The organism is Flavobacterium sp. (genome assembly GCF_029242675.1).
Classification (GTDB): Bacteria; Bacteroidota; Bacteroidia; order Flavobacteriales; family Flavobacteriaceae; genus Flavobacterium.
The window spans coordinates 17685-29930 of record NZ_JAQWTM010000422.1 but is presented as its reverse complement, the minus strand read 5'-3'; the positions used below and the strand labels follow the sequence as shown (position 1 = coordinate 29930).

The 12246-nt window shown below is 33.5% G+C and carries 11 protein-coding genes; 7 read left to right on the top strand and 4 right to left on the bottom strand.

Annotation, left to right across the window (positions count from 1 at the left end; all coding sequences use genetic code 11):
* Together P8M54_RS15455 and P8M54_RS15450 are read left to right on the top strand one after the other, a co-directional pair.
* The coding region (locus P8M54_RS15455; RefSeq protein WP_300288927.1) for a PfkB family carbohydrate kinase at positions 1–504 on the top strand (504 nt) is incomplete at its 5' end.
* A 116-nt stretch (positions 505–620) separates the two neighbouring features.
* A complete protein-coding gene (locus P8M54_RS15450; RefSeq protein ID WP_300288926.1) occupies positions 621–2519 on the top strand; it encodes an amidophosphoribosyltransferase in 1899 nt (632 codons plus the stop codon).
* Between the two features lie 246 nt (positions 2520–2765).
* Here the strand turns inward: P8M54_RS15450 and P8M54_RS15445 are convergent, their stop codons facing one another.
* Entirely contained in the window at positions 2766–3374 is a 609-nt protein-coding gene (locus tag P8M54_RS15445) for a superoxide dismutase (RefSeq protein WP_300288925.1), read from the bottom strand.
* Between the two features lie 164 nt (positions 3375–3538).
* Entirely contained in the window at positions 3539–4222 is a 684-nt protein-coding gene (locus P8M54_RS15440) for a phosphoribosyltransferase family protein (protein ID WP_300288924.1), read from the bottom strand.
* A 95-nt stretch (positions 4223–4317) separates the two neighbouring features.
* Between P8M54_RS15440 and P8M54_RS15435 the strand changes: the two genes are divergently transcribed.
* Positions 4318–5859: a glycine--tRNA ligase gene (locus P8M54_RS15435; protein WP_300288923.1), complete on the top strand. Its 1542-nt coding sequence runs from the start codon at positions 4318–4320 to the stop codon at positions 5857–5859.
* Positions 5860–5918: 59 nt separating this feature from the next.
* On the opposite strand, the gene P8M54_RS15430 is transcribed toward P8M54_RS15435, so the two are convergent.
* Positions 5919–6446: a DUF3575 domain-containing protein gene (locus tag P8M54_RS15430; protein ID WP_300288922.1), complete on the bottom strand. Its 528-nt coding sequence runs from the start codon at positions 6444–6446 to the stop codon at positions 5919–5921.
* Between the two features lie 434 nt (positions 6447–6880).
* Between P8M54_RS15430 and P8M54_RS15425 the strand changes: the two genes are divergently transcribed.
* The 4 genes from P8M54_RS15425 to P8M54_RS15410 all read left to right on the top strand — a co-directional run bounded on the left by P8M54_RS15425 (position 6881) and on the right by P8M54_RS15410 (position 11012).
* Positions 6881–7669, top strand: coding sequence for a LytTR family transcriptional regulator DNA-binding domain-containing protein (locus P8M54_RS15425; protein WP_300288921.1), 789 nt, complete (start codon positions 6881–6883; stop codon positions 7667–7669).
* A gap of 226 nt (positions 7670–7895) precedes the next feature.
* A complete protein-coding gene (locus P8M54_RS15420) occupies positions 7896–8162 on the top strand; it encodes a 3-oxoacyl-ACP reductase (protein WP_300288920.1) in 267 nt (88 codons plus the stop codon).
* Positions 8163–8274: 112 nt separating this feature from the next.
* Entirely contained in the window at positions 8275–10317 is a 2043-nt protein-coding gene (locus P8M54_RS15415) for an ATP-binding protein (protein WP_300288919.1), read from the top strand.
* Between the two features lie 2 nt (positions 10318–10319).
* The gene (locus tag P8M54_RS15410; RefSeq protein WP_300288918.1) at positions 10320–11012 is read left to right on the top strand and encodes a response regulator; all 693 of its coding nucleotides are present in this window, start codon (positions 10320–10322) and stop codon (positions 11010–11012) included.
* A gap of 69 nt (positions 11013–11081) precedes the next feature.
* Here P8M54_RS15410 and thiL read toward each other — a convergent pair whose 3' ends face one another.
* Positions 11082–12128, bottom strand: a complete 1047-nt coding sequence (thiL, locus tag P8M54_RS15405) for a thiamine-phosphate kinase (protein WP_300288917.1) — start codon at positions 12126–12128, stop codon at positions 11082–11084.
* Positions 12129–12246 lie beyond the last annotated feature (118 nt).

The following is a 12246-nucleotide window of genomic DNA, read 5'->3' as shown; positions in this document are numbered from 1 at the left end:
AAACCAAAATTAGTTGTTTTAGATACAATGAATTTTTGGATGGACTGCGCTTTACCTGAATTATTAGAGGTGATTAAAAGAGTTGACGTTATTACTATCAATGATGAAGAGGCTAGACAATTATCAGGAGAATATTCTCTTGTTAAGGCTGCTGCCAAAATTCAAAAGATGGGTCCTAAATATGTTGTAATCAAAAAAGGAGAGCACGGTGCGTTATTGTTCCACAATGAGCAAGTGTTTTTTGCACCAGCATTACCGCTAGAAGAAGTATTTGATCCAACGGGAGCAGGTGATACTTTTGCGGGAGGTTTTGCAGGTTTTATTACGCAAAGCGAAAACGTGTCATTCGAGAACATGAAAAATGCAATTATTTACGGATCAAATTTGGCTTCCTTTTGTGTAGAGAAATTTGGAACCGAACGTATGGTTGGTTTAGAAAAAGACGAAGTCGTGTCGAGATTGAAACAGTTTAAATCTTTGACTCAGTTTGATATAGAATTATAATGCCTTAAAGCCTCGGAAACGGGGCTTTTTTGATTTTTAATGATTGACAGCATAAAGCGCTTTGCTACAAGTAATAAAGCGGAGAATAAAACAACAACACAACAAAAAAACACACAATGAGCGACGCTTTAAAACACGAGTGTGGTATAGCTTTAGTTAGACTACTTAAACCGCTTGAATTTTACAAAGAGAAATACGGTTCGGCTTTTTACGGAATACAAAAAATGTATCTCCTTATGGAAAAGCAGCACAACCGTGGACAAGATGGTGCTGGATTTGCTAGTATAAAACTAGATGTTGAGCCAGGCGAACGATACATCAGCCGTGTGCGTTCTAATAATTCGCAACCGATACAAGATGTTTTCGTTCAAATTAATGACCGAATTAATGAGGAGATGGCTGCTCATCCTGAATATGCAGACGATGTTCCAGCACAAAAAGCAAATATTCCGTACATTGGGGAGTTGTTTTTAGGTCACGTACGTTATGGAACTTTTGGAAAAAACAGTATCGAAAGTGTGCACCCATTTTTACGTCAGAACAATTGGATGCACAGAAACCTGATTCTAGCAGGTAACTTTAATATGACCAATGTAAAGGAGCTTTTTCAGAGTCTTGTTGAATTGGGTCAACATCCAAAAGAAATGGCAGATACGGTTACGGTTATGGAAAAGATAGGACATTTCCTTGATGATGCTGTTACTGATTTATACCAAGATTGTAAAAATGAAGGGCTGAGCAAGCTTCAGGCCTCACCCGTAATTGCTGAGCGGTTAGATGTGGCAAAAATCCTGACTCGTGCTTCAAAAAATCTAGACGGTGGGTATGCCATGGCAGGACTTTTAGGTCACGGAGACGCTTTTGTTTTCAGAGATCCAGCAGGAATTAGACCCGCTTACTATTATCAAGATGATGAGATTGTAGTTGTGGCTTCTGAGCGTCCCGTAATTCAAACTGTTTTTAATGTTCCTTTTGAAAGTGTTCACGAAATAGATCCAGGAAAGGCGTTGATTATCAAGAAAAACGGAATGGTTTCCATGAAGGAGATTTTGCCTCCTACGGTTAAAAAAGCGTGTTCCTTTGAGCGTATTTATTTTTCTAGAGGTAGTGATGCCGAAATATACCAAGAAAGAAAAAAATTAGGGAAGCTAATTTTACCAGCTGTTTTAAATGCAATTGATCAAGATACTGATAATACGGTTTTCTCTTATATACCTAATACAGCTGAAACCTCATTTTATGGTTTGGTTGAAGAAGCGCAGGATTTCTTAAACCAAAGGAAAAATAACTTTATTCTAAAAAATAGAGATACGCTTACTGAAGAGAGCTTAAAAGAATTACTATCAGTAAAGATTCGCACCGAAAAAGTAGCTATAAAAGACGCGAAGCTTAGAACCTTTATCACTGAGGACAGCAGTCGTGACGATTTAGTGGCTCACGTATATGATGTTACTTATGGTGTTATCAAACCTACGGACAACCTTGTTATTATCGATGATAGTATTGTGCGTGGTACAACATTAAAAATGAGTATCATTAAAATGATGGATCGATTGAATCCAAAACGAATAGTTGTGGTTTCCTCAGCGCCACAAATTCGATATCCAGATTGTTACGGAATTGATATGGCAAAGCTTGAAGGATTGGTTGCTTTTAAAGCTGCGTTAGAACTTTTAAAAGAGCGAAATCTATATCATATCGTTGATGAGGTGTATGCTAAATGTAAGGCACAAGAAAATTATTTAGATAAAGATGTGATCAACTATGTGACGGCAATATATGAGCCATTCACACCTCAAGAAGTATCCGATAAGATTGCTGAAATGTTAAGTTCTCCTGAAATTAAAGCTGAGGTTAAAATCATCTTTCAAACAGTAGAAGATTTACACATTGCTTGCCCTAAAAATTTAGGAGATTGGTACTTTACTGGAGACTATCCAACAGCTGGAGGGAACAGAGTTGTAAACCGAGCTTTTATGAATTTTTATGAAGGAAAAGACGCTAGAGCATACTAAGGTTGTAATAAAGAGGTGGTTTGTCGATTTTTTAGGTTATTCACCTATTAAATTTGGTGTAACTAACTTAGATACATATTTTTGGTTTACCATAACATTAGTAGGTTAAGTTTATGGTAGATTTGGGGCAAAAAGGGTGGAAGCAATTCCGCCTTTTTTATTGGAATAAAGTCAAAAAAATAAGCATAAAAAAATAGACGCACTAGCTAAAAGCTAAGCGTTTATTTTTTTATGATTTAATTTTTCTTATTTCTCTGAAGCAAATCTTCTAGAAACTTCAGTCCAGTTGATCACGTTAAAGAAAGCGTCAATATAGTCAGGTCTTCTGTTTTGGTAATGCAAGTAATATGCATGTTCCCAAACATCCATTCCTAAAATTGGAGTTCCACCACAACCTACACCCGGCATTAATGGGTTGTCTTGGTTTGGAGTCCCACAAACGTCTAATTTACCGTCTTTTTGCACACATAACCAAGCCCATCCTGAACCAAATTGTGTTGCTCCCGCTTTGCTAAATTTAGCTTTAAATTCGTCAAAACTTCCAAAACTACTTTCAATCGCAGCAAGTAAATCTCCTGAAGGAAGTCCACCACCGTTAGGTGACATTACTTCCCAAAAAAGATTATGATTGTAAAAACCACCACCGTTATTGCGAACAGCAGCATTTTTCATATCCAAGTTTAATAAAATATTTTCAATTGTTTTTCCTTCCATATCTGTACCAGCAACGGCAGCATTAAGGTTGGTAGTGTAAGCATTATGATGCTTTGAGTGGTGAATTTCCATTGTGCGAGCATCAATGTTTGGTTCTAATGCATCGTAAGCATAAGGTAACTGAGGTAATTCAAAAGCCATAATATGTTTGTTTAAATATTTATAAAAATTTATTCAAATTTAAACATTTAACTTCGGAAAAGGAAATAGTCGATTGTTATAATTTCATTAAAGTTGCAAAAGCACTATTTCAATGTTTGGTTCTTTGGTGATAAATAGGAACCGTTATTCGTCTTGATTTAAGTTTAGGATTGCGCCATTGCCATACATACAATACTAATTTTTGCACCAGGAATTTTTAATAAAGCGCGGGAACAAGCCTCTAATGTTGAGCCAGTTGTAATAACATCATCAATTAGTAAAAAATGCTTACCATGATCTTTTTCTGTATACACAACATCAAATAGGTTTTCAATTCCTTCGGATCTGCCTAGCAAATTTTTCTTTGATTGTGTTTTAGAATAGACGGTTCGGACCAATAAATCCGTAGAATAAGCGATATCTAATTCCTCTGAAAGCGCTAGACCAAAAGTAGTGACTTGGTTGTAACCTCGTTCTTTGTATTTTTTTCGGTGCAGCGGAACGGGTATGATTTGGTCGGGTTTACTAGTATGCATTAGCTGTTTTAGTTCATCGCCGTACCAATGGCCTAGTAAAGTGCCAATCTCTTCATGTCCTTTGTATTTTAGGTTGTGAATTAGCTCTTGTACTATTCCTTTTTTATGAAAATAGAGAAACGCTGAGGCATGTTCTACCGGAATCCTACCGTAGAATTTTTTGTAAGCTTCATTTTCAATAGCTAAATGGTGATTCGTTAAAGGAAGATTGTGTCTACAAGGAGTACAAATAACCAATTCATTCGTTAGCAAAATTGCAGTGCAACCTGCGCATATTTTTGGAAAGAATAAATTAATAAGGTGTTTCAGCATACAATTAGGAGATTATTTGATAAAAATATGAAAATCAAGGATTCAATCTTGTACTATTTCCTTTTTTTTAAGTTCACTTTTTATATTTTTGCAGTATGGCAAAACAAGAAGATATATTTAAGAACGTAGTTTCGCATGCAAAAGAGTATGGATTTATTTTTCCGTCAAGCGAAATTTATGATGGTTTGAGTGCAGTCTATGACTATGCACAAAACGGAGTAGAGTTAAAAAAGAACATAAGGGAATATTGGTGGAAAGCAATGGTTCAAATGAACGAAAACATCGTTGGTTTGGACGCCTCTATATTGATGCACCCAACTACCTGGAAAGCTTCAGGTCACGTAGATGCTTTTAACGATCCCTTAATTGATAATAAAGATTCAAAAAGAAGATATAGAGCGGACGTTTTGATTGAAGATTATGCTGAAAAGCTTAACGTAAAAGCAATCAAAGAAATCGAGAAAGCTAAGGTTCGTTTTGGAGATGCTTTCAATGAGGCTGAATTTGTGTCAACAAACCCAAGAGTTGTTGAATACAAAACACGTGAAAGAGAAATTTTAGAACGTTTAGGACGCTCATTAGGTAATGAAGATCTGGAAGATGTTAAGGCTTTAATCGAAGAGTTAGAAATCGCTTGTCCGGAATCGGGCTCAAGAAATTGGACCGAAGTACGTCAATTTAACCTTATGTTTGGTACTAAATTAGGAGCTTCTGCAGATACTGCAATGGACTTGTATTTGCGTCCAGAAACAGCACAAGGGATATTCGTAAACTTCTTGAATGTTCAAAAATCAGGAAGAATGAAAGTTCCTTTTGGTATCGCTCAAACAGGTAAAGCATTCAGAAATGAAATTGTTGCAAGACAGTTCATTTTCCGTATGCGTGAATTTGAACAAATGGAGATGCAATTTTTTGTGCGTCCAGGCGAGGAAATGAAGCATTATGAGTTTTGGAAAGAGGCACGATTGAAATGGCACTTATCTTTAGGACTAGGAAAAGAAAACTATCGTTTTCACGACCATGAAAAATTAGCTCATTATGCTAATGCTGCCGCAGATATCGAGTTTAATTTTCCTTTTGGATTCAAAGAATTAGAAGGAATTCATTCGCGTACCGATTTTGACTTAAAAGCACACGAACAATTCTCAGGTAGAAAACTACAGTATTTTGATGCTGAGTTAAATAAAAACTATGTGCCTTATGTTGTAGAAACATCTGTAGGATTGGACAGAATGTTTTTGGCCGTTTTTGCGACTTCTCTAAAAGAAGAAACGTTAGAAGATGGATCAACTAGAACGGTATTGCAATTACCATCAGTATTAGCGCCTACTAAAGCTGCTGTTTTACCATTAGTGAAAAAAGATGGACTGCCTGAAATTGCACATCAGATAATTGCAGATTTAAAGTGGGACTTTAGTGTTGCTTATGATGAAAAAGATGCTGTGGGTCGTCGTTATAGAAGAGCGGATGCTTTAGGAACACCTTTTTGTATTACTGTGGATCATCAAACAATCGAAGATCAAACAGTGACTATCAGACATAGAGATACGATGAAACAAGATCGTGTTGCGATAACAGATTTAAAATCAATTATCGAAAATGAAGTTTCGATGAAAAACTGGTTAATGAAAATGTAGTTCGAATGAACTTATTCAAATAATAAAAGGCTTCTCAATTGAGAAGCCTTTTGTGTTTTTTAAAAGCGGTATCCTATTGTTATTCCGCCGCGTCCAACTACTTCAGGACTCTCTTTGCTTAATAGATTACGACCTATTCCGGCATTAATTTCAAAAACATATCCTTTCTTGTGAACCCATTTTGAACCCAACCCAAATCCTAAAGCAAAATCAGAATAACGGTCTCTTTCGATTCGGCTAATATTATTATTGTTGTCATAGTAATAAGTGGAGCTTGCTACACCCGTATTAAACATGCTGAATCCTTCGACGAAAAATCCAGCTGCAGGTTTTTTGCCAAAGTAAGCTCTATAATAGGGAGTAAGCATAACGTTACTATCGAAATCATCTTGGTTTACGAAAAAAACAGAAACTCCAAGTCCTGTATCTTCATTTAAAATACGTTCATAAGTAACTTCCACCGCGCCTAATACTAAAAATAAGGCATTTCCTTTTAATTCGTTTTTTTTAAAATCGGGTGCGGTTTTCTCTTGACTGTATGTCATTATAGTAGAGAAGAATAATAAAAGAGCTATTGATTTTTTCATAGTTTTGGTTTTATGACGCAAAAGTAAGATAATTTTGTAAAAAACAAAAATTCTTATTGTTGTTGATACAAAAACTTCTATAATAATTATGTCTAATTATCTTTTCAAGCCAACTATTTTAATGTTTTATTGCAACAGAATATGAGGAATTTAAAAAGTTATTAAGTAAGTGTTTTTTATCACTTTACGTTTTTAATCGAGTATATTTGTATTTGAACGATTAAAGGATATGGCTATTTTATTTTTTAAGGCAAGTAGCAGTAAGTTAAAAATTTTAACTTTGGTAACGTGCTATGCTTTTTTACTTATCATGTGAAGGCAAGTGATATTTGTAATTGTTTGAAAGTATAAAGTAAAATTTCAGGATTGATTGTGAAAAGTTCACATAAGATAAATTAGCTTTTTAAATAAGAGAAACTTAGTAAACGATAGAGATGAGCTACTCCTATGTTATAATTGATGATGATGTAAAAAGCGTTTTGGAGATCCAAGCATTTGCTCAGAACTTTACGGAGCTTGTTTTTATAGATTCTGCAAATAATTATGAAACTGCTTTGGATTTAATTCTGGAATCTAAGCCTGATCTAATTTTTTTGGAAATTGACCCTGTCTCCACTAAAAGTAAATTGTCTTTACTATTAATAAACGAGCTTCACAGGTGTTTAAATGAGATCCCCCACATTATCATAACCACTAAAACTAAAAGACTTGCCTTTGATTGCATAAAATTTCAAGTCTTTGACTTTATTTTAAAACCGATATCGCATAATGACTTAGTAAAGCTAATTTTGAAATTAGAAAAAATTAAAGTTTCAGTACCGTTGTTAAATGTAAATGGATTGTTGGAGAAGGAATCAGCTATAAAAGGACAGCAAGCTCTTATTCTATGCATTAAATCATATGGAGATTACAGGTATGCTGACACTAGAGATATAACTTATCTCAAGGCGGACAATAATTCAACAGATATTCATTTATACACAGGAGAAATGATTACCGCTTTCAAAACCTTAAAGCATTTTGAGGCAGCCTTGTACTATCCATTTGTAAGGATTCATAATAGTTACATTGTAAATAGTAGGTACATTTCTAGAATTCATACTGGGAACGCAAACTGTCATATAAAAAATTCAGCAACTAAAATTCCGTTTTCTAAAACGTATAAGTCTAATATTGATCTTATAATAAGTAAAATTTCTAGTGATAATTATCTAGAAATTTAAAAAACAGCATTCTACCATAATTTTATAATCAGCTACTATCAGACTGATATAGTTCACCATAAGGAGCTTTTTTTTCAATGAATTTGAGGATAGTCTGTTTAGTTTTACATCAAGTTAAGCACGTAACTGTAAGTGTTTAAACTTAAAAAGTAAAACAAACAAAAATTTAACAAATCCCCTTATTATGAAAAAATCAATTTTAACAATCGGACTTTTATCTTTAGTAATGATCTTAACTTCTTTTTCGACTTTTAAAACTGTTGAAATTATAGGTCAAAATGGAACTCAATCTGGTAATATGAAATTAGATATTATAGGTCAAAATGGAACTCAGTCTGGTAATATGAAATTAGACATTATAGGTCAAAATGGAACTCAGTCTGGTAATATGAAATTAGATATTATAGGCCAAAATGGAACTCAGTCAGGAAATATGAAATTAGATATTATAGGCCAAAATGGAACTCAATCAGGTAATATGAAGTTAGACTGATACAATCTAGTATTTGGCGTATAAATATGAAGAGGCTATCAAATTATTTGATAGCCTCTTTATTATTTTAGTAGTTTTATTTTAGTATTTTTGAGCAAATCTATATCAAGTTTTGAAAAAAAAATACTTTATATTCACATTATTTGTCTTTTTATTCGCGTGTTCGAAGAAAAAGGAAGAATTTTCTAATTTTAATCTAAGAGAAGATAGTCTCTCTATATATTTTGAACTAGCCAACGACTTAAACTTGCCTATTACAAAAAGAGAAAATTATAATGATAAAGATTTAGAAATAGTTTTGAATCATTCAAATGATTCGCTTAACAGAGTTAATTTATTCAAAGTAGCCAATAGATATTATAACATAAGCAATTGGAAAAATTTCAGTAAAACAGTACGTTTAGTTTTGGAAAATGCACAAGACGCAAAGGATACATTGCTAATAGCTAAAGCATATAATTATTTAGGTGATTATTATGACTCTCAGGGAGTGTATGATACCGCTTATCAGTTTTACTATAAAGCTGAGAAAATGTATGAACGGCAGGGTGATAAATTTAATTGGGGTAAAACACTAATTAATAAGGCGACATTACAGTTTAAAGCAGGTGATTTTTTAGGATGTGAAAAATCCGTTGGTAAGGTGCTGCGTATTATCCAAGATGAAAAAAAAGCAAATAATATTTACTATAACGCATATAATCTTCTAGGTATAACTTATGGAGAATTGGGGGAATTTGATAATGCTCTTTCTTATAATGGGAAGGCATTATCAGTAATTGATGATGAAATAATACCAGTAGAATTTCAGTCCAGAGCAACGTCTTTTAACAATATTGGTTTTTTATATCTAAACTCAAAAAATTATTCTGCGGCAAAAAGTTATTTTCAAAAAGGATTATTACAAAAAAAATTAATTAGTCAAAAACCAACGATATATGCTATGCTACTTGATAATTTAGCATATTCTAAATTTAAAATGCGTGAATTAGATGGTTTGCCAGATTTGTTTTATAAATCAATAAAGTTAAAAGATAGCTTAAAGTTAACTACAGGGATTTTTGTTAATAAAATTCATTTAGCTGAATATTTTGCTTTTAAAAATGATACTATTAAAGCGCTGGTCAATTCACAGGAAGCATTAAATTTAGCGCGTACCACTAAAGTTTCAAGAGATATTTTAGTAGCACTAAAACAGCTATCAATTATTGATCCCCAGAACGCTTCTACTTACACAAAAGAATACATTCAAATCAATGAAAAGTTGCAAAAAGCCGAACGTACTATGGGAGAAAAATTCTCCCGTATAGAGTATGAAACCGATCAAATTAAGGATCAAAACTCTTCTTTAGAGGATCAGAATCGAAATTTGTTATATGCTTTGAGTATTTTAACCATTGTAGGATTATTTATTTATATTATTAAGACCCAAAAAACTAAAAATAAGGTGCTTTTATACAAGCAACAACAACAACAAGCGAATGAGGATATCTATAATTTAATGATTTCTCAGCAAAACACTATCGAGACAAGCAGGGTACAAGAGAAAAAACGGGTAGCACAAGAGCTCCATGACGGTGTTTTGGGTAGGATGTTTGGCGTTAGGATGAATTTAGATAGTCTAAATAAAATTCAAGACGATATGGCTATACAGCAAAGAGACAGTTATTTATCTGAATTAAAAAATATCGAACAAGATATTCGTGAAATTTCGCATGACCTGAATAGAGAAAAATCAGAATTAATTAATAACTTCGTCACAATTGTGGATAATATGCTGGAAGAGCAAAGAAAAACCTTTCCCGCTAAAATAATATCTACAATTGATTCTTCTATTAAATGGGATCAAGTAAAGAACTCGGTAAAGATTAATTTATATCGAATTATTCAAGAGTCACTTCAAAATTGCAATAAATACGCAAATGCCAGTGTTATTAAAGTTGAATTGAAAAAGAAAGACGATACTATTGTGCTTTTAGTAAAGGACGACGGTATTGGGTTCGACATTAAGACAAAGAAGAAAGGAATTGGATTAAATAATATGATTTCCAGAACAAATGAATGTGACGGACAGTTTGATGTTTCCTCAATTAAAGGACAAGGAAGCACAATTATTGTCACTATTCCAACAGAACAAAAACAAATACCACTATAAAAATGACAGTTGACCCCGGTTCTTTAACGCGTCTTAATAAAAAAATACTAATTGTTGATGACCATCCTTTTATTATTCAAGGGTATAAAAATGCAATTACAAGATACAAACCCGAACAATATGAATATTCAATAAGCGAGGCTAAAGACTGTGCCTCGGCCTACGATATAATAGTAAATCCTGATACTCCTGCTTTTGATATTGCTTTTTTGGATATCAGTATGCCAACCTATGAAGAAAAAAACATTTACTCAGGTGAAGACTTAGCTAAGCTACTGTTACAGTATATGCCAAACTGTAAAATAATTTTGCTAACCATGTTTACGGAGTTTTTAAAAATAAAAACAATAATAAAAAACATAAATCCTAATGGATTAATCATTAAAATTGATTTAACATTTGATGAACTATTATTTGCATTTGATAAAATCATAAAAGGTCATTTTTATTATAGTCAATCCGTACTGCAAATGTTAGATTCACAGGATCACAGTATTGAAATCGACTTATTTGACAAGCAAATTTTATTTCATTTGTCTAAGGGGACCAAAGCAATTGACATTCCAAAATACATTCCTATTTCGTTAAATGCAATCGAGGCTAGAAAGTTAAACTTAAAAGAGTTGTTAAAACTAACAGGGGGCACTGATTTTGATTTAGTTCGTGAAGCCAGGAAAATTGGACTTTTGTTTTAATAAATCATAAAAAAACGCCCCTAAAAGATTCTTTTAAGGGTGTTTTTTTACTAGCAAATAGTTACTTTTTTATTCAGCTAGTGCATTCCAGCCACGCGCTTTTAATGCTATTTTAGTATTAGCTCTTGTAACTAGGTGTATTCCTTCGCTTTCTTGTATCATATGTCCAATTATGGAAAAGTTCGGATTTGCTTTAATTTTTTCAAAATCTTCCATTGCGATAGTAAAAAGTAATTCGTAATCTTCGCCACCATTAATCGCAACAGTGGTGCTATCGATATTAAATTCTTCGCAAACACTGATTAATTGTGGATCTAACGGTAATTTATCCTCGTAAAGATTACAACCTACTCCTGATTGTTTACACAAATGCATGATTTCTGACGATAACCCATCTGAAATATCGATCATCGAAGTTGGTTTAATTTCTAAAGCGTGTAAAAGCGTGCGAACATCTTTTCTGGCCTCTGGTTTTAATTGACGCTCAATTAAATAGGTGTAAGCGTCTAAATCGGGCTGTGAGTTAGGATTCACCTGAAAAACCTGTTTCTCTCTTTCTAGTACCTGAAGTCCCATGTAGGCTGCTCCAATGTCACCAGTTACCACCAATAAATCAGTTTCCTTGGCACCATTTCGATAAACGATTTCTTCGTCATTTGCCTCACCAATAGCGGTGATGCTGATAATCAATCCTTTTTGTGATGAGGTGGTATCACCGCCTATAACGTCTACTTTATATTCGGCAGCAGCATGTGCAATTCCGTCAAATAATTCTTCAAGTGCTTCAAGTGGAAATCGATTTGAAACAGCTACTGATACTGTGATTTGAGTAGCCTTGGCATTCATGGCACAAATATCCGATACGTTCACAACTACTGCTTTGTATCCTAAATGTTTTAAGGGCATATAGGCTAAGTCGAAATGAACTCCTTCAATCAACAAGTCAGTTGATATCACTACTTTTTTATCCTTGAAATCAAGGATGGCAGCATCATCACCAATACTTTTTAAAGTGGAAGGCTGGTTTACTTCGAAATTTTTTGTCAAATGGTCTATTAGTCCAAATTCACCTAATTGACCTATACTCGTACGCTGTGGGTTTTTATCTTCAATCATCCTTTTTAATTATAAAGTAGCAAAGGTACGAAGATAAAGCAGACTGTAAATTTTGACTGCTAATGATTTTTACTTTTGTAAGAATTCATTTTATAGAATGTTAAAAATAATGTAACAA